The sequence below is a fragment of the Streptomyces sp. NPDC054770 genome (assembly GCF_053611985.1).
This window is the reverse complement of sequence record NZ_JBSHBL010000024.1, coordinates 108,426-125,962: the sequence shown is the minus strand read 5'-3', so window position 1 is coordinate 125,962 and position 17,537 is coordinate 108,426. Positions and strand designations below refer to the sequence as shown.

The following is a 17,537-nucleotide window of genomic DNA, read 5'->3' as shown; positions in this document are numbered from 1 at the left end:
CCACTAATATCTACGGCACCTGCCCATGGTCATATCATCCACCTGGTCGTGGGTGACGTACAGGATCGAGACGTCGGGCAACTCGCGGTGCAGCCGCGCCAGTTCGGCGCGGCCAGGCCGCGAACATCCCGGGGGAGCTGACCTTCTCCCTCAACCAGCGCCTGGTGGACGACATTTCGCTGGTCACCGACGAACAGATCGGGGACGCGATGCGGTTCGCCTTCGAGCGCCTGAAGACCGTCCTGGAGCCGAGCGGCGCCAGCGGCCTGGCCGCGCTGCTCGCCCATCGGGTGGCGCCGCTGCCGCGCCGGATCGGGGTCGTCCTGTCCGGCGGCAACGTGGGCGCGGAGCGGTTCGCGGAGATCATCGCCGGCTGACCGGCAAGGGCGGCCCCACCGGGGCCGCCCCGGCGGGAACTCAGCAGTCGCGGAACTCCGGCGACTGGTTGAGGATCTGTGCACGCGCCGAGGTGAACCGGGTGTGCGCCTGGCCGCCCCGCGCCCCGGGCGGGAACACCGCGACCCGGTGGCAGTTCTGGAAGGCGAGGGCGACTTCGAAGTGCCGCTCCAGGCCGCCCCGGATCGCGTCGGAGGACAGCGCCCGCAGCAGCTGCCCGCGCTCCCGCTCCGAGGGCGGCGGGGTCTGGTTGTCCGCGAACTCGGCGGCGCCGCCGCGCAGTTCGGCGGCCAGGCGGGCGACGAGGTCGTACGCGTACGGCAGTGAGGTGCGGACGGTTTCGATGAAGTCCTCCTCCCGCACCGCGCCGTTCTCGGCTTCGGCGAGCAACTGCGGGGAGACGTCGAGAGACATGTGGCGGTGTCCTGTTCTCTGAGGATGAGTTGCCGAAAAGAAAAGAAGGGAAATGAAGGGAAAGGGGGGCCGGGGTCTCAGGCGAAGGCGGGCAGTGCCGCCGGGCCGTGCCGGAAGTCCGGATCGACCTGGGTTGCCAGATCCCGGCCGGTCGCCGCGTCGGCCCAGGCGGCGGCATTGCGCAGATGGAACTCCACGGCGTGCCGCTGGAAGGCGTCCCAGTCCTTGCCCCGGCCGTCCACGGCGGCCCGCAGCCGGTCCAGGGCCCGGGAGTTGGGCGGCTCCAGCACGCCGCTGCCACGCCCCTGTTCCTGGGCGCGGACGTACGGCGACAGCTCGCAGTGGGCCAGCAGGTCCTCGCCCACCCGCTCGCGCAGGAAGGCGAGGTCGTCCGCGCCGGTCACCTTGTTGCCGACCACGGCGACCGGGATCCCGAACTCGGCCGCGTGGTCCCGGTACTGGCGGTACACGGACAGGCTCTTGCGGGTCGGTTCGACCACCAGGAAGGTCATGTCGAAACGGGTGAACAGACCGGAGGCGAAGGCGTCGGCGCCGGCCGTCATGTCGACGACCACGTACTCGCCGGGGCCGTCCACCAGATGGTTGAGGTACAGCTCCACCGCGCCGAGCTTGGAGTGGTAGCAGGCCACCCCGAGGTCGCTCTCGGCGAACGCCCCGGTGACCATCAGCGGCACCCCGCCGATCTCCTGGACGTGCCGGGAGTGCACCTCGTCGTCGCCCAGCAGCCGCAGCAGCCGGGAGCCGCGCCCCGGCGGGGTCGTCTTGACCATGGCCTCCCGGGACGCGATCCGCGGGTTGGCGCCGCGCAGGTAGTCCTTGATCTCACCGGTCCGCGCGCTGAGCGGGGGCGCCGTGAACGGCTCGTCCTCGTCGAGGCCGAGGGCGTGGGCCAGGTGCTGGTTGATGTCACCGTCGATCGCGACGACGGGCGCGCCGGACCGCGCGAGATGACGGGCGAAGAGGGCCGACAGGGTCGTCTTGCCACTGCCGCCCTTGCCGACGAAAGCAACACGCATCGTCAGTCGCCCCTCCTTTTGAAAATGGATTTCATGACCATAGGTTGGAGGGGGGCGTCGGCAGTGTCAAATCGGGGTGGCCCGACCGGGTTACGGGACCCGAGTGGTTGACGGAGCCGCAGGTCCGGCGGGGTGCGGACGGCCGCCGTCGGGGCCCGCCGTCCCGATCCCGTCTGATCATTCGTTCTTGACCGCTGTCACCGGCCGACCTAGCCTCCAGCCAACACACCTGGACAGATGGGCCGACGATGGCGGACACACGGGAACCCGGCAGACAGCTCCAGGTCGAGACGCACGGGCTCGACGTGATCGGCGACGCCGACCGCAAGGGCACCCCGCGCACCCTGTTCTGGCCCTGGTTCGGCGCGAACGTCTCCGTCCTCGGCATGAGCTACGGCGCCTTCGCGCTCGGCTTCGGCATCTCCTTCTGGCAGGCCCTGGCCGCCGGAGTCCTCGGCATCCTCGCCTCGTTCCTGCTCTGCGGGTTCATCGCGGTCGCCGGAAAGCGGGGCTCGGCACCCACCATGGTGCTCAGCCGGGCCGCGTACGGCGTCCGGGGCAACCGGCTGCCGTCGGTGGTCTCCTGGGTGCTCACCGTCGGCTGGGAGACCGTCCTGATCGCCCTCGCCACCATGGCCACCGCGACCGTCTTCACCCGGCTCGGCTGGGGCGGCGGCAACGGGACCGAGGTGGTCGCGCTGATCGTGGTCTGTGCGCTGACCGTGGCCGGCGGGGTGATGGGCTTCGACCTGATCATGCGGTTGCAGACCGTGATCACCGTGGTGACCGGCGTTCTCACCGTCGTCTACGTCGTCCTCGTCGCCGACCACATCCACTGGACGGCGGTCAGCGCGGTCCCGTCCGGCACCGCGCAGGAGTTCATCGGCGCGCTGGTGTTCATGATGACCGGCTTCGGCCTCGGCTGGGTCAACGCGGCCGCCGACTACTCGCGTTACCTGCCGCGCGGCTCCTCCAGCCGGGGCGTGATCGGCTGGACCACCTTCGGCGGCTCCGTCGCACCGCTGCTCCTGCTGGTCTTCGGCCTGCTGCTCGCGGGCTCCTCCGAGACCCTGAACAAGGCGATCGCGGCCGACCCCATCGGTGCGCTGACGACCATCCTCCCCACCTGGTTCCTGGTCCCGTTCGCCGTCGTCGCCGTCCTCGGCCTGGTCGGCGGCGCGGTCCTGGACATCTACTCCTCCGGCCTGGCCCTCCTCTCCGCCGGCCTGCCCGTGCCCCGCTACCTCGCCGCCCTGGTCGACGGCGTCCTGATGATCGCCGGGTCGGTCTACATCGTCTTCTTCGCCGACGACTTCCTCGGCCAGTTCATGGGCTTCCTCACCACCCTCGGCGTGCCGATCGCCGCTTGGTGCGGGATCATGCTCGCCGACCTGGCGCTGCGCCGCCGCGACTACGACGAGGCCGACCTCTACCGCCCCGCCGGCCGCTACGGCGATGTCCCCCTTCTGCCCCTCCTCCTCACCCTGGCCGCCACCGCCCTCGGCTGGGGCCTGGTCACCAACACCGCCGCGAGCTGGCTGACCTGGCAGGGCTATCTGCTGGGCCCGCTGGGCCTCGGCGGCAAGTCGGGCGCCTGGGCGTACGCCAACCTGGGCGTCCTGGCCGCCCTGGCGCTCGGCTTCCTCGGCACCCTGGCGCTGGGCCGCGGCCGGGTCCGGGCCCAGGAGAGCCTGCCCGCCGGCGTCCCGGCGGCAACCGGATGACCACCTCGCCCGGCCTCCTGGCCGTCATCGACATGCAGCACGTCTTCGCCGACCCGACCAGCCCCTGGGCCGCCCCGCGCTATGCCGAGGCGGCGGCGGGCGTACGGCGCCTGCTCCCGGCGTTCGGGAACCGCACGGTCTTCACCCGCTTCGTCGCCCCCGCACACCCCATCGGGGCCTGGCAGGCCTACTACGACCAGTGGCCCTTCGCGCGCCGGCCCCCGGACGCCGGACTCTGGCGCCTGACGGACGACTTCCCCGACCGGGCCGAAATCGTCCTGGAGGCCCCGACGTTCGGCAAGTGGACCCCCGAACTCGCCGCCCTGGCCGCCCCGCACGGCCGCCTGGTCCTGGCCGGCGTCAGCACCGACTGCTGCGTCCTGTCCACCGCCCTGCCCGCGGCCGACACCGGCATCGAGGTCCTGGTCGTCGCGGACGCCTGCGCGGGCGCCGACGACGACTCCCACACGAAGGCCCTGCACCTGCTGGACCTCTACCGCCCCCTGATCCGGGTGACGACCACCGCCGAACTGCTGGGCTAGTCCCAGCGGGACACCTCCACGTTCTCCAGGATGCCGAGGGCGTCCGGGACCAGGACGGCGGCCGAGTAGTAGGTGGTGACCAGGTAGGAGGCGACCGCCTGTTCGTTGATCCCCATCAGGCGGACGCTCAGGCCAGGCTCCGTCTCGTCCGGCAGGCCCGTCTGGAGGAGGCCGATCACGCCCTGGTTCTGCTCGCCGGCCCGCAGCGCGATGATGGAGGAGGTACGGGCCCCGGTCACCGGGATCTTGCCGCACGGGAGCAGCGGGACGCCCCGCCAGGCCGGGAGGTGGTGGCCGCCGAGCTCGACGCCGCCGAAGTACAGGCCGCGCTTGTTGCACTCCCGGCCGAACGCGGCGATCGCCCGCGGATGGGCGAACAGGTGCGTGGTGTCGCGCCGCATGGCGAGGAGTTCGTCGAGGTCGTCGGGGGTCGGCGGGCCCGCGTGGGTGGAGATCCGCCGGCCGTGGTCGGCGTTGTGCAGCAGGCCGAAGTCCCGGTTGTTGACCAGCTCGTGCTCCTGCCGCTCCCGCAACACCTGGACGGCGAGCCGGAGTTGGTGCTCGGTCTGGTCCATCGGCTTGCTGTAGAGGTCGGCCACCCGGGTGTGCACGCGCAATACGGTCTGCGCGAGGCTCAGTTCGTACTCGCGTGGCGCCGGCTCGTAGTCCACGAAGGTGTGCGGGATGTCCGGCTCGCCGGTGTGGCCCGCGCTGAGCGCGATCTCGGGCTCGCCGAAGGTGTTCGTCTCCCGGTGCCCGTCCAGCCGGGCCAGCTCCACATGGGCCCGCAGGTCGGCGTGCCGGCCCACCACCTCCTGGTACGCCGTGTGCGGCAACGCCAGCACGGTGGTGGCCGTCGCCGCTCGGGCCGTGAACTCCCAGGCGCCGTCGAGTCCGGCGAGCACCCGGCCGCCGAAGGTGTCGCCGTCCGCGAGGAGTCCGACGACCGCCTCGTCACCGTAGGGACCCGCCCCGACCTGCTCCACCTTGCCGTGCGCGATCAGATAGACATGGTCGGCAGGACGGCCGGCCGTCGCGATCACCTGCCCCGGTTCGTACTCCCGCTGCTCGAACCGCGCGGCCAGCGCCTGCAGCGCGGTGCCGTCCTCGAAGCCGCGCAGCAACGGCAGCTCGCCCAGTTCGGCGGGGATCACCGCGACCTGCGCGCCGGTCTGCACGAAGGTCACCCGGCCGTCGCCGACCCGGTACGAGAGTCTGCGGTTGACGCGGTAGGTGCCCCCGGGCACGTCCACCCACGGCAGCGTCCGCGTCAGCCACCGTGAGCTGATCTCCTGCATCTGGGGTGTGGACTTGGTCGTCGTGGTGAGATTCCGTGCCGCGGCGGTACCGAGGCTCTGCTGCTCCCGCTCCTCGGCGCCCGCCGGGGGCGTCGTACCGGTCTCGACCGACATCGCTCTTCCTTCTCTCGTGGCGCACTCTCATGGCGCACTCTCGCGTCGCGCTCCCGTGTCACAGAGGTGACGCGACGCACACGAACCGTCACCTTCCGCGGCTACCCCTACCCCCGGACCCGCGCCACGAGTGATGCCGGGAGACGGAGCGCGAGGCACGTGCCACGGGGAACTGCCCCCGCACCACCCCCCGCACCACCCCTCACTCCGCCCGGCCCCCCGGGTGGTCGTGCATGCCCCGGCGCGCACCGGGTACGCGTGCCGTGGCCGCCCGGTGACCTGCCGGTCCTGCGGCCTGTACCACCACCGCTACCTTGGGATCTGCCATGGAGACACCCGCACACGACGACTTCCCGACGCCGGCCCAGCGGGCGCTCGACACGCTGGCCGTGAACGCCGAGGACCACGACGCCCTGGACACGCTCGCGCACAGCGACGTTCTGGTCCCGGTGCCGGACGATGCCGCGGAGGCGGCCGACCCCGCGATGATCGCCCTGCCCGTCCTGGAACGCCCCGACGGCGACCCCGTCGTCCCCGTGTTCACCTCCGAGGGGGAGCTGACCGGCCTGCTGCCGACGGTCTCCCGCTACCGCGTGGTGCCGCTCGGCGCGCTCGCCTCGCAGTGGCCCCAGGACAACCTCTCGCTCGCCATAGACGGCAGCTCGGCGCACGCGCTGACACTCACCTCGGAGGGAGTGCGCACCCTGCTGGCCCGGCCGGCGGGCTGAACGAAGGGCTCCGGTCACCGGGAGGCCGCCGTGCGGGCCAGAATGGCGCCATGGAATGGATCTCCGGGGTGGCCGGGGGACTGGTACTGATCCTGGTCCTGCGCAGCATCCTGCGCACGCTCGTGGTCCCCCGGGGCCTGTACTCCGTACTGGTGTACCGGCTGTGGTGGGGTCTGCGGCGCGTGCTCTGCTTCACCGCGCACCGGGGCGGCTACCGGGCCATCGACCGCGCGCAGACCTGGCTCGCCCCGCTCATGCTGGTCGGCATGCTCGCCGCCTGGCTCGGCGGGGCGTTCCTCGGCTTCGGCATGCTGCTGTACGCCTTCTCCCCGCTGTCCTGGAGCATCGCGTTCCGGGAGGCGGGCTCCAGCCTGTTCACCCTCGGGTTCGCCAGCGGCGCCCGGCTGCGGCTGTCCGCACTCGACTTCGTCGCCGCCGCCACCGGCCCCGTCGTCATCGCGCTCCAGATCGCCTACCTGCCCACGCTGTACGCCGCCTACAACCGCCGCGAACTGGAGGTCACCCTCCTCCAGTCCCGGGCCGGCGAGCCCGCCTGGGGGCCGGAGATCCTCGCCCGGCAGTGGCTGGTCGACACCGAGACCGCGCTGCCCGAGCTGTACCGGTCCTGGGAGCGGCTGGCCGCCGACATGGGGGAGAGCCACGCCACCTACCCGGTGCTGCTGGCGTTCCGCTCGCCCCGCCCCTACCGCAGCTGGCTGGTCGGCCTGATCGCGGTCATGGACGCGGCGGCCATACAGCTGGCGCTCGCCCCGCGCAGTGCCCCGCCGGAGGCCCGGCTGGTGCTGCGTGCCGGGTTCACCGCGCTGCGGGACATCGCCGCCTCCGTGCGGGCGACCTTCGACTCCGACCCGGCCCCGGACGCCCCCATCCAGCTGACGTACGGCGAGTTCGAGGAGGCCGTGACCATGCTGGAGAAGACCGGTTTCCGGGCCGAACGCGGCACCGCGGAGGCCTGGCCGCACTTCCACGGCTGGCGGGTCAACTACGAGGCGGTCGCCTACGAGCTGTGCCGCCGCTGCGACGCCGTACCGGCGCTGTGGACCGGTGGCCGCGATTTCCCGTCGGAGCCGATTCCGCCGCGGCGCCCGGTGGACCGGCAGCCTTCCGAAGGACGGCCGGAAGTTCCCCCGGACCGCGCGTAGCCCGGCGCATCCTGAGGGAAGATCCCAGCAGGGGGCGGGGAGACCGAGAGGGGCGGATCGTCGTGAGGGTTGTCCTGCTGGGCACCGCCGCCGGCGGTGGATTCCCGCAGTGGAACTGCGCGTGCGCGCTGTGCGCGGCCGCCCGGGACGGCAAGCTGCCCGCCCGGACCCAGGAGTGCGTCGCCCTGACCGGCAACGGCCGGGACTGGTGGCTGCTCAACGCCTCCCCGGACATCCGCGCCCAGCTCACCGCCACGCCCGCGCTGTGGCCGGGACCGGTCCCCGGGGACAGCCCGGTGCGCGGCGTGCTGCTCACCGACGCCGAGGCCGACCATGTCACCGGCCTGACCGTGCTGCGCGGGGCGCCGGACCTCAAGGTGTACGCGGCCCCGCCGGTGGGGACGGTGCTGGCGCCCGCCCGGGCCGCCCTCGACCGCTACGCCCCCTGGGAGTGGGCCGACAGCCTGGCCGACGGCGGCTTCGTGCTGGCCGGCGGCCTGGTCGTCACCGCCCACCCGGTCGGCGCCAAGGTCCCGGCGTACGTCCCGGCCGGGCTCGCCGAGGCCGACGGCCGCTGGGTCACGGCGTACCGCGTCGAGGACCTGGCCACCGGGGGAGTGCTGCTCTACGCCCCCTGCGTCGGCGCCTGGAGCGACGTCCTGGACGAGCTGTGCGCGGAGGCCGACTGCGTGCTGCTGGACGGCACCTTCTTCACCGCCGACGAGACGGGCACCGCGGTCCGGTCCGCTCCCGGGCAGGCGGCGACGGGCCATCTCCCGGTCTCCGGCGCGCACGGCAGCCTCGCCGCCCTCGCCCGCCACCCCCGCACCCGCCGCATCTACACCCACCTCGACAACACCAACCCCCTGGTCGACCCGGCGTCCAGGGCCCGCGCCCAGGTGGCCGCGGAGGGCGTCGAGGTCCTCCCCGACGGGATCGAGTTCGCGCTCTAACGGCTCTCCGGGCCTTCGAGCATCCGCTCCAGCACCGCCCGCTGCAACGGCCGTACCTCGGCGTGCAGGGCGCGGCCCTTGGCGGTGAGCGCGACCCATACGCCCCGCCGGTCCTCGACGCAGACCGACCGCTCCACCAGGCCGTCCTTCTCCAGCCGCCCGATCAGCCGGGAGAGCGCGCTCTGGCTCAGATGGACCCGCCCCACCAGGTTCTGCACCCGGCAGTGGTCCCCCTGGGCCGGGGCCTCGGCGGCGAGCAGGTCCAGCACCTCGAAGTCACTCGCGCCCAGCCCGTGCGGATGCAGCACCCGGTCGATCTCGCACATCGTGCGCGCGTGCACCGACAGGATGCCCCGCCACTGTTCCTCGAGCCGGGCCTCGGCCGTCTTCACTGCCATACCCGCACCGTAACACCGATCAAGCCAATTGTTGAGTGCGCAACTAGTGCGGGTGCAAGCAGTCGGCCGGTCCTCAGCCCACCGGGTCCTGGAGCAGACCCACCATGTTGCCGTCGGCGTCCTTCACCGAGGCCACCAGCCGGCCGTTGCCGACGTCCCGCGCGTCCTGGACCAGCTCGGCGCCTGCCGCCAGCAGCGCCGCGAGCCGCTCCCGCAGATCGGTGACGTGCCAGAACGGCGTCGGCCCGGTCAGCCCCTGGGCATGCCCGTTCGGGTCGAGGCCGACGTCCTGCCCCGCCGCCTTGAACCCGATGTAGTACGGCTCGTCGGCATACGGCTCGACGCCCAGCAGCGCGCCGAACAGGGCCTTGGCCCGCGCCGCGTCCTTCACGGGGTAGATGATCGTCTGCACGCCTGCGGTCATGGGTCCTTCTCCTTCTGAGGTGCGTGACCCGACGGGTTCCCGCCGGTGGTCTCACGCTAGGACCGGGGAGCCCGCCCCGGCTTCTTCGATCCTGACCGGTTGCGGACTCCCCGCGGGTCACTCGTTGCGCAGCACCTCCGCGACGGTGAGCCGGGCCGCCCGCCGCGCCGGGACCAGGGCACCCACCACGGTGATCACCAGACCCGCCAGCGCCACTCCGGCCAGCTTCGGCGCGTGCCAGACGTCCGTCATGTACGAGGGCAGGGTGATGTCGATCCCCGCGGCCATCCGCGGGACAGCCGGGGGACACGACGTGGTGGCGGCACTGCTCGCGGTGGCGGGCGCGGCCGTCGTGGTGCTGACGGTGGCGCTGCTGCGCACCCGGCGCCGGTGGCGGGCGGCCGTCGGGGAGCGCGGCTGGCTGCTGGAGCGGGAGCGGGAGAGCGCCGCCGAGGCCGCGATCGCGGCCGAACGCGACCGGATCGCCCGCGAGTTGCACGACATCGTCAGTCACAACGTCAGCCTCATGATGGTCCAGGCGAGCGCCGCCCGCGAGGTGCTCGGCACCATGCCCGACGAGGCCGCGACCGCCCTGCGGGCCGTCGAGGACGCCGGGCGGGGCGCGATGACCGACCTCAGACACCTCCTGGGACTGCTGGCTCCCGCACCGGACGGGCAGGACGGCCCGGTGAGCGCCGGCGGTTCCGGCCCCGGTCTCGGTACTGGCCTCGCCCCGCAGCCCGGCCTCGACCGGCTCGGCCACCTCGTCGACCGGATCTCGTTCGCCGGCCTGCCCGTCGAGGTCCGCATCTCCGGCGAACCGCGGCTGCTGCCCCAGGGCATCGATCTGACCGCCTACCGCATCGTCCAGGAGGCCCTGACCAACGCGCTCCGGCACGGCGACGGCGGCAAGGCCGAGGTGACCGTGCGCTACGCCGACCACGCCCTGCGGGTCGAGGTGCTCAACACCGGCCCCAGCGTGCTCACCGGCACCGTTCCCGATGGACCGAGACGCCCGGCCGACGGCACCGGGCGCGGTCTGCCCGGCCTGCGCGAGCGGGTCGCCGTCCACGGCGGTGACCTGGACGCCCGGCGAAGACTCGGCGGCGGCTACCGCGTCCGCGCCCGTATCCCGCTGGACCGCCCATGACCACGGACACGCCGCGCGTCCTGATCGCCGACGACCAGACGCTCATCCGCACCGGCTTCCGGCTGATCCTCACGGTCCGGGGCATCGAGGTGGTGGGCGAGGCCGCCGACGGCGCCGAGGCGGTCGCCGCCGTCCGGGAGCTGAAGCCGGACGTCGTGCTGATGGACATCCGCATGCCCGCCATGGACGGTCTGGAGGCCACCCGCCGGATCCTGGCCGACGCCCCCGGCTGCCGGGTGCTGATGCTGACCACGTCCGACCTGGACCGGTACGTGTACGAGGCGCTCGCGATCGGGGCCAGCGGCTTCCTGCTGAAGGACGTCACCCCGGAGCACCTGGCGGCGGCCGTCCGGCTCGTCGGCACCGGGGACGCCCTGCTGGCGCCGCAGATCACCCGGCGCCTGGTGGAGCGGTACGCGGCCGGGGCCGGGCGGGCGAGTCGCTGCCCGCCGATCTGGCCGCGCTCACCCCACGCGAACGGGAGGTGCTGACGCTGATGGGCCGCGGTCTGTCCAACACGGAGCTGGCCGCCGAGCTGACGTTGAGCGAGGCCACGGGCAAGTCCCATGTGGCGCGCATCTTCGCCAAGCTCGGCCTGCGCGACCGCGCCCAGGCGGTCGTCCTCGCCTATGAGACGGGGCTGGTCAGACCGGGGGAGCGCTGACCAGCCCGGCGTCCTCAGGCCGAGTCGCGTACCACCAGCTCGGTCGGCAGGATCACCGCCGCCGGGTCCTCGCCGCCTATCTGGGCGAGCAGGACGCGGACCATCTCGGTGCTGATCCGGTCCCAGGGCTGGCGGATGGTGGTGAGAGCCGGGGTCACCGCCGTGGCCGCGGGGGAGTCGTCGAAACCGCCGACAGCGATGTCATCCGGCACCCGCCGGCCGGCCCGCTGGAGCACCGCCAGCACGCCCTGCGCCATCAGGTCGGAGGCCACGAAGACGGCGTCCAGGCCGGGGGCCTGCGCGAGCAGCCGCTCGGCCCCCGCCTCGCCGCTCGCCTTGCTGTAGTCCCCGGGCACGACGAGCGCCTCGTCGATCTCGATGCCCGCCTCGGTGAGGACCTCCTTGTACCCGGCGAGCCGCTCGACACCGCCCGGGGTGTCCAGCGGACCGGTGATCATGCCGATCCGGCGGCGCCCCACGTCCAGCAGGTGCCGGACCATGTCCCGGGCGCCGTCCCGGTCGTCGGCGGCCACGTAACTCACCTTCGAGCCGAGCCCGATCGGCTTGCCGCAGGCCACCAGCGGCACGCCCGCCTCGCGCAGTTCCTGCGCGACCGGGTCACCGGAGTGGCTCGACACCAGCAGCACCCCGTCGACGTGCCCGGCGGTGATGTACCGCGTGATCCGCCGCCGTTCGTCCTTCGTGCCCGCCAGCATCAGCAGCAGCGGGATGTCATGGCTCGCCAGCGCCTGGGTGCAGCCGCTCAGCAGGACGTTGAAGTTGGGGTCCTCGAAGAACCTCTCCTGCGGCTCGGTCAGCAGGAAGCCGACCGAGTCCGAACGCCCGGTGATCAGCGACCGAGCGTGCCGGTTCACCACGTAACCCGTCCTGCGGATGGCGTCGTTGACCGCCTCCGCCGCGCCCGGACTCACGTAGTGCCCGCCGTTGAGCACCCGCGAGACGGTGCCCCGTGAGACACCGGCCTCGCGCGCCACGTCATGGATCGTCGGCGGTTTGCGCCGGCCCCCCGCACTGCTGCTCATGGTCATGACTTTACGGCCCCGGACAGCAGGTCAAGGCTCCAGAAGCGCTGAATGACCAGGAAGAGCGCGATCAGCGGCAGCACGGCCAGGAACGCGCCGGTGATCACCAGGGTGTACAGGGCCGGGGTGTTGGCGCCCTGCTCCAGGAGCGTGTACAGGCCGAGGGTGAGCGGGAACTTCTCGTCGTCGCTCAGCATGATGTACGGCAGCAGGAAGTTGTTCCAGACGGCCACGAACTGGAACAGGAACACCGTCACCATGCCCGGGATCATCATCGGCAGCGCGATCCGCGTGAAGATCCGCCACTCGCTCGCCCCGTCCATCCGCCCGGCCTCCACCACGTCGGAGGGCACGGCCGCGGCCGCGTAGATCCGCGAGAGGTAGACGCCGTACGGCGAGAGGATCTGCGGCAGCAGCACGGACAGGTAGGAGTCCGTGAGGTTCGCCTTGGCGAGCAGCAGGTACTGCGGGATGGCGAGGATGACCGGGGGCATCAGCACGCCGGCGAGCAGCACGTTGAAGATCGTCTCGCGGCCGCGGAAGCGGTAGGTCGCGAGCGCGTAGCCGCTGAAGGCCGACACCCCCGTCGACAGCAGGGCGCCGAGACCGGCGTACAGGGCGGAGTTACCCATCCAGCTCCAGTAGATGCCCTGGCGGTAGGCGTTGAGGTCCTTGAGGTTCTGGGCGAAGCCGGAGCCGGGCAGGAACGTGAACGTGGAGAACAGCTCGCTGCCGGACTTGGTGGAGGCGATCACCACCCAGGCCACCGGGAGGAGCGTGTAGATCGCGCCGAGGAGGAGGGTGAGCGTCGGGATCAGGGCGATCCGGCGGCGCAGTGGCGGCCCCTGGGCGGTGCCGGGCGTCGTACCGGCGGCCGGGGCGGCCTTGCGGACGGCAAGAGAACTCACTGGGCTGCCTCCTGCCTGTTACGGCGGTTCGCGGCCCGCAGGAAACCGAAGGACAGCACCAGCGTGGCGAGGGCGATCAGCGTCGCCTCGGCCGCCGCCGAGTAGATGTCCCCCTTGCGGAAGGCGTCCTCGTACACCTTCATCAGCGGGCTCCAGGTCGTGTTGACCGAGTTGGTGAGGGGCTTGAGGGTGGTCGGCTCGTTGAAGACCTGGAGCGTCGCGATGATCGAGAAGAAGAAGGTCAGCACCAGCGAGGGCGCCACCATCGGGATCTTGATCCGCAGGGCGGTCTGCAGCGGGGAGGCGCCGTCCAGCTTGGCCGCCTCGTGGACCTCGGCCGGGATGGACCGGAGCGAGGTGTAGATGACGATCATGTTGAAGCCGGTGCCGCCCCAGACCGCGATGTTGGACAGGGCCAGGTACAGCGGCCCGCCGTCCAGCAGGTTGGGCTGCGGCAGGTGCAGCTTTTCGAGCACGTAGTAGAAGGGGCTGACGTCCGGCAGGTACAGGAAGCCCCAGAGCAGCGCGGCCACCACGCCGGGGATGGCGTACGGCAGGAAGATCGCGAGCCGGGTGAACGGGGCGAGCCGGACCCGCTCGGAGTCGAGCATCAGGGCGAACAGCAGGGCGAGGCCGAGCATCACCGGGACGACGATGCAGCCGTAGCCGAGGACGCGGAGCGCACCGTCGTAGAACTCGTTGTCGGTGAGGGCGTCCTGGTAGTTCTCCAGGCCGGCCCAGACCTCCGTGCGGGCGCCGGCGCCCAGGCCGAGGCCGGAGACGTGCACCTTGCGAAAGCTGAGCCAGACCGCGTACCCGATGGGCAGCGCGAAGAACAGCGCGAAGAGGATCGCGGCGGGGAGGAGGAAGGCGTACGGGGCCCCCTTGACCCCGTACGACTTCCGGACGGTGGGGCTGGTCACTGAGAGACCTCGAAGCCCTGCTTCTTCATGTCGGCGACCGTGTCGTCCTGCATCTTCTTCAGGGCGGCGGTGAAGTCCGACTTGTTCTTCGCGGCGGCACCGAACGCGTCGTTGAAGGACGTGTAGGCGACGTTCACGTTCGGGCCCCAGGCGGAGGGTGCCGTGGTCTTCGCGATCTCGGCGGCCTTGGTGTAGAAGTCCGACTGGTTCGAGAAGTAGTCGGGCGAGGTGGCGAAGGCGCCGCTGGTCTGGGCGTTCGTGGCGGCCGGGTAGATGCCGCTCTCCTTGGCCAGGGCGTTGAGCGCCTCGCCGTCGGTGTTCAGCCAGGCCGCGAACTTGGCGGCGGCCGCCTGGTGCTTGGAGTCGGTGGTGACGGCGGTGGAGGAGCCGCCCCAGCTGCCGGTGACGTTCTCGGACGCGGACCACTGGGGGAGCGGGGCCATCGCCCACTTGCCCTTGGTGTCGGGCGCGGCGGTGGTCAGCGTGCCGGGCGCCCACACCGCGCTCACCCAGGCGATCTGCTTGCCGGTGTCCAGCGCCTTGTTCCAGGCCGGGGTGTACATCGGCTGGTTGTCGATGACGCCCTCCTTGACCAGGCCGCCCCAGAACGTGGCGACCTTCTGGGTGGCCGCGTCGTCGATGGCGACCTTCCACTTGTCGCCGGAGGTGGTCCACCACTTGGCGCCGGCCTGCTGGGCGAGGCCCGCGAAGAGGCCGGAGTCGTTGGCGGAGAACGTGGTCAGGTCGAGGCCGGGTGCCTTCTTCTTCAGCTGACGGGCGTCCTGGGCGAACTCGTCCCAGGTGGTCGGCACCTTGAGGCCGTACTTCTTGAAGAGGTCCGCGCGGTAGTAGAACATCATCGGGCCGATGTCCTGCGGCACCGCGTACACCGCGTCCGTGCCCAGCGTGACCTGCTGCCAGACCCCGTCGGCGAACTTGGACTTGGCGTCGCCGACGCTCTTCGATATGTCGGCGACCGCGTCGTTGCTGACCAGCGTGGGCAGCGCCTGGTACTCGGCCTGCACCAGGTCGGGGCCGTTCTTCGCCTTGTGCGCGGTGAGGATCTTGGTGACCAGCGTGTCGCCGGACGCCTGCTTCTTCACCGTGACGGTGATCTGGTCCTTCTTGCCCTCGCCCTTGTTCCACAGGTCGACGACCTTGTCCATACCGGGCGCCCAGGCCCAGTACGTCAGCGAGACCGGACCGGAGTCGGCCTTGCTGTCGTCGTCGGACGAGCCGCAGGCGGCGAGGGCGGTGGCGCCGAGCGAGATGGCGACGGCGGTTGTCACGAGGCGACGGCGCTTCGTGTGCGGCATGGATCTCTCCCCTGACCTGGGTCCCCGCTTGTCGCGGGGACCTGCCATGCAGATGAATGTGTGAGCTTTCCAGACAACACAGACCCGGATCATCGCCCGTCGCGAGTCCGTGTCATGCTCTGTGAGCGTTCACAGTAGAGAAACATCCCGGACACTTGTCAATGGTTGTTGCTGTGCGGTTATGTTGGGCTCACGCCACGATCGATGTGTGTGAACGTTCCCAAATGATCGATTAAACGGGAGAGATCCATGCCGGACACCACCCCCAGGGGCCTGACCAGGCTCGCCTTCGGCGGTGACTACAACCCCGAGCAGTGGCCGGAAAGCGTCTGGCACGAGGACGTCCGGCTGATGCGCGAGGCCGGGGTCACGATGGTGAGCGTCGGGATCTTCTCCTGGGCCCTGCTGGAGCCGGCCCCGGGGGAGTACGACTTCGGATGGCTCGACCGGGTCCTCGACCTGCTCCACGAGAACGGCATCCGCGTCGACCTCGGCACCCCCACCGTGTCGCCGCCCGCCTGGTTCTACCGCGCCCACCCCGAGGCCCTGCCGGTGACCGCGGAGGGCGTGCGCTACGAGTTCGGCTCCCGCGGAGCCATCTGCCACTCCAACGCCGACTACCGCGCGGCCGCGGCCGACATCACCACCCGCCTCGGCGAGCGCTACGGCCACCACCCGGCGCTCGCGCTGTGGCACGTGCACAACGAGTACGGCGTCCCCGTCTCGGCCTGCTACTGCGACTCCTGCGCCGCCCACTTCCGCCGCTGGCTCGCCGCCACCTACGGCACCGTCGACGCCGTCAACGAGGCCTGGGGCACGGCCTTCTGGGGCCAGCACTACACGGACCTGGCGCAGATCAACCCGCCGCGCGTGACCCCCACGGTGGGGAACCCGGGGCAGACCCTCGACTACAAGCGGTTCGCCGACGCCACCATCCGCGAGAACTTCCGCATGGAACGGGACATCCTGCACCGCCTCTCGCCGGGCGTCCCGGTGACCACCAACTTCATGACCGCCCTCAGCCAGTGCGACTCCATGGACTACTGGGCCTGGGGCCGCGAGGTCGACCTGGTCACCAACGACCACTACCTGATCACCGACGGCCGCCGCACCCACGTCAACCTCGCGATGGCCGCCGACCTCACCCGCTCGGTGGCCGGCGGCGCCCCCTGGCTGCTGCTCGAACACTCCACCTCGGGCGTCAACTGGCAGCCCCGCAACCCCGCCAAGGCGCCCGGCCAGATGGCCCGCAACTCCCTCGCCCACGTGGCCCGCGGCTCCGACGGCGCGCTGTTCTTCCAGTGGCGGCAGTCCCGGCGCGGCGCCGAGAAGTTCCACTCGGCGATGCTCCCGCACGGCGGCACCGGAACCCGGGTGTGGCGCGAGGTCGTCGAACTCGGCGCCTCCCTGGACTCGTTGAGCCAGATCCAGGGCACCCGCACCCGGGCCGACGTGGCCGTCCTGTGGGACTGGCAGTCCTGGTGGGCGCAGAACCTCCAGTGGCGCCCCAGCGAGGACCACGACCCGCGCGAGCGTGCCGACGCCTTCTACGAGGCCCTCTACGACCGCCACCTCACGGTCGACTTCGCCCACCCCGAAAGCGACTTGTCGGCCTATCCCCTTGTCGTCGTACCGGCCCTGTACCTGATGACGGAGGCCGCCGGGAACAACCTCCGCGAGTACGTCGAGAACGGCGGCACCCTGGTCGTGTCGTACTTCTCCGGGATCGTCGACGAGCACGACGCGGTGCACGAGGGCGCCTACCCGGGCACCCTGCGCGAGACCCTCGGCCTCACCGTCGAGGAGTTCTCGCCCCTGCTGAAGGACCAGCGGGTGCGGCTGACCGGCCCCGACGGCTCCGAGCTGACCGGCGACGTGTGGACCGAGTTCGTCGTCCCGGGCGCCGCCGAGACCGTCTGGAGCTACGCCGACGGCCTCACCGCCGGCCACCCGGCGGTCACCCGGCACCGGCTGGGGGAGGGCACCGCCTGGTACGTGTCCACCCGCCTGGACGCGCACGGCCTGGACGCCCTGCTCGGCTGGGCCGCCGAGGACGCCCGGATCGCGCCCCGCGCCGAACTGCCCCGCGACGTCGAGGTCGTCCGCCGCACCGGCGAGTCCGGCACCTTCCTCTTCGCGATCAACCACACCGCCACCGACGCCAAGGTGCCCCTGGAGGCGCACGGCACCGAACTGCTGACGGGCGAACGCGCCGCGGGCCGCCTCGCGGTCCCGGCGGGCGCCGTACGGGTCGTACGACTCGACGGCTGAACCACGGCGCGGGCCCCGGGGCCGCCGTGCCCGCGCCCACCGCGACTCCCCTCCGTCCGCGCGTGCCACGA

The 17,537-nt window shown here is 71.8% G+C and carries 17 protein-coding genes and 2 pseudogenes; 9 read left to right on the top strand and 10 right to left on the bottom strand.

Translation table 11 applies throughout. The features are described 5' to 3' along the window. Positions 1 to 107: 107 nt before the first annotated feature. Positions 108 to 377, top strand: a pseudogene (locus ACWGKQ_RS22270) (pyridoxal-phosphate dependent enzyme); the annotation flags it as partial. A gap of 40 nt (positions 378 to 417) precedes the next feature. On the opposite strand, the gene ACWGKQ_RS22265 reads toward ACWGKQ_RS22270, so the two are convergent. Both ACWGKQ_RS22265 and ACWGKQ_RS22260 read right to left on the bottom strand, forming a co-directional pair. After that, entirely contained in the window at positions 418 to 810 is a 393-nt protein-coding gene (locus ACWGKQ_RS22265; protein WP_453293678.1) for an SCO5389 family protein, read from the bottom strand. Positions 811 to 887: 77 nt separating this feature from the next. Next, positions 888 to 1,847: an ATP-binding protein gene (locus ACWGKQ_RS22260; protein ID WP_453293677.1), complete on the bottom strand. Its 960-nt coding sequence runs from the start codon at positions 1,845 to 1,847 to the stop codon at positions 888 to 890. Positions 1,848 to 2,095: 248 nt separating this feature from the next. On the opposite strand from ACWGKQ_RS22260, the gene ACWGKQ_RS22255 reads away from it, so the two are divergent. Further along, a complete protein-coding gene (locus ACWGKQ_RS22255) occupies positions 2,096 to 3,571 on the top strand; it encodes a purine-cytosine permease family protein (RefSeq protein ID WP_453293676.1) in 1,476 nt (491 codons plus the stop codon). Next, positions 3,568 to 4,113 (top strand): cysteine hydrolase family protein, encoded by a 546-nt coding sequence (locus tag ACWGKQ_RS22250; protein ID WP_453293675.1) that lies wholly within the window; start codon positions 3,568 to 3,570, stop codon positions 4,111 to 4,113. Before ACWGKQ_RS22255 ends, ACWGKQ_RS22250 begins: the two co-directional genes overlap by 4 nt. On the opposite strand, the gene ACWGKQ_RS22245 is transcribed toward ACWGKQ_RS22250, so the two are convergent. Beyond that, positions 4,110 to 5,525: a family 2B encapsulin nanocompartment shell protein gene (locus ACWGKQ_RS22245; RefSeq protein WP_453293674.1), complete on the bottom strand. Its 1,416-nt coding sequence runs from the start codon at positions 5,523 to 5,525 to the stop codon at positions 4,110 to 4,112. The two genes, ACWGKQ_RS22250 and ACWGKQ_RS22245, sit on opposite strands and share 4 nt — an antisense overlap. Positions 5,526 to 5,851: 326 nt before the next feature. On the opposite strand from ACWGKQ_RS22245, the gene ACWGKQ_RS22240 reads away from it, so the two are divergent. From ACWGKQ_RS22240 to pqqB, 3 genes are all read left to right on the top strand, one after another. Next, a complete protein-coding gene (locus ACWGKQ_RS22240) occupies positions 5,852 to 6,253 on the top strand; it encodes an SseB family protein (RefSeq protein WP_453293673.1) in 402 nt (133 codons plus the stop codon). Positions 6,254 to 6,303: 50 nt separating this feature from the next. Continuing rightward, positions 6,304 to 7,416, top strand: a complete 1,113-nt coding sequence (locus ACWGKQ_RS22235; RefSeq protein ID WP_453293672.1) for a hypothetical protein — start codon at positions 6,304 to 6,306, stop codon at positions 7,414 to 7,416. Positions 7,417 to 7,478: 62 nt separating this feature from the next. Next, positions 7,479 to 8,369, top strand: coding sequence for a pyrroloquinoline quinone biosynthesis protein PqqB (pqqB, locus tag ACWGKQ_RS22230; protein ID WP_453293671.1), 891 nt, complete (start codon positions 7,479 to 7,481; stop codon positions 8,367 to 8,369). Here the strand turns inward: pqqB and ACWGKQ_RS22225 are convergent. From ACWGKQ_RS22225 to ACWGKQ_RS22215, 3 genes are all read right to left on the bottom strand, one after another. After that, positions 8,366 to 8,767: a MarR family winged helix-turn-helix transcriptional regulator gene (locus ACWGKQ_RS22225; RefSeq protein ID WP_453293670.1), complete on the bottom strand. Its 402-nt coding sequence runs from the start codon at positions 8,765 to 8,767 to the stop codon at positions 8,366 to 8,368. The genes pqqB and ACWGKQ_RS22225 overlap by 4 nt on opposite strands. A gap of 73 nt (positions 8,768 to 8,840) precedes the next feature. Further along, complete coding sequence (locus tag ACWGKQ_RS22220) at positions 8,841 to 9,191, bottom strand: VOC family protein (RefSeq protein ID WP_453293669.1); 351 nt, start codon at positions 9,189 to 9,191, stop codon at positions 8,841 to 8,843. A 117-nt stretch (positions 9,192 to 9,308) separates the two neighbouring features. Continuing rightward, the gene (locus ACWGKQ_RS22215; protein ID WP_453293668.1) at positions 9,309 to 9,479 is read right to left on the bottom strand and encodes a hypothetical protein; all 171 of its coding nucleotides are present in this window, start codon (positions 9,477 to 9,479) and stop codon (positions 9,309 to 9,311) included. Here ACWGKQ_RS22215 and ACWGKQ_RS22210 point away from each other — a divergent pair. Both ACWGKQ_RS22210 and ACWGKQ_RS22205 read left to right on the top strand, forming a co-directional pair. Then, positions 9,460 to 10,341, top strand: a complete 882-nt coding sequence (locus ACWGKQ_RS22210; RefSeq protein WP_453293667.1) for a sensor histidine kinase — start codon at positions 9,460 to 9,462, stop codon at positions 10,339 to 10,341. The two genes, ACWGKQ_RS22215 and ACWGKQ_RS22210, sit on opposite strands and share 20 nt — an antisense overlap. After that, positions 10,338 to 11,005: pseudogene (locus ACWGKQ_RS22205) on the top strand (response regulator). Before ACWGKQ_RS22210 ends, ACWGKQ_RS22205 begins: the two are co-directional and overlap by 4 nt. A gap of 14 nt (positions 11,006 to 11,019) precedes the next feature. On the opposite strand, the gene ACWGKQ_RS22200 reads toward ACWGKQ_RS22205, so the two are convergent. From ACWGKQ_RS22200 to ACWGKQ_RS22185, 4 genes are read right to left on the bottom strand one after another with little or no spacing between them, the layout of a single operon-like run. Continuing rightward, complete coding sequence (locus tag ACWGKQ_RS22200) at positions 11,020 to 12,054, bottom strand: LacI family DNA-binding transcriptional regulator (RefSeq protein ID WP_453293666.1); 1,035 nt, start codon at positions 12,052 to 12,054, stop codon at positions 11,020 to 11,022. Then, complete coding sequence (locus ACWGKQ_RS22195) at positions 12,051 to 12,956, bottom strand: carbohydrate ABC transporter permease (protein WP_453293665.1); 906 nt, start codon at positions 12,954 to 12,956, stop codon at positions 12,051 to 12,053. The genes ACWGKQ_RS22200 and ACWGKQ_RS22195 overlap by 4 nt, the downstream gene beginning before the upstream one ends. Beyond that, positions 12,953 to 13,879: a carbohydrate ABC transporter permease gene (locus ACWGKQ_RS22190; protein ID WP_453293664.1), complete on the bottom strand. Its 927-nt coding sequence runs from the start codon at positions 13,877 to 13,879 to the stop codon at positions 12,953 to 12,955. Before ACWGKQ_RS22190 ends, ACWGKQ_RS22195 begins: the two co-directional genes overlap by 4 nt. Next, complete coding sequence (locus tag ACWGKQ_RS22185) at positions 13,876 to 15,195, bottom strand: ABC transporter substrate-binding protein (RefSeq protein WP_453293663.1); 1,320 nt, start codon at positions 15,193 to 15,195, stop codon at positions 13,876 to 13,878. The genes ACWGKQ_RS22190 and ACWGKQ_RS22185 overlap by 4 nt, the downstream gene beginning before the upstream one ends. Before the next feature lie 249 nt (positions 15,196 to 15,444). Here ACWGKQ_RS22185 and ACWGKQ_RS22180 point away from each other — a divergent pair, with 249 nt between their 5' ends. Then, complete coding sequence (locus ACWGKQ_RS22180) at positions 15,445 to 17,466, top strand: beta-galactosidase (RefSeq protein ID WP_453293662.1); 2,022 nt, start codon at positions 15,445 to 15,447, stop codon at positions 17,464 to 17,466. Positions 17,467 to 17,537 lie beyond the last annotated feature (71 nt).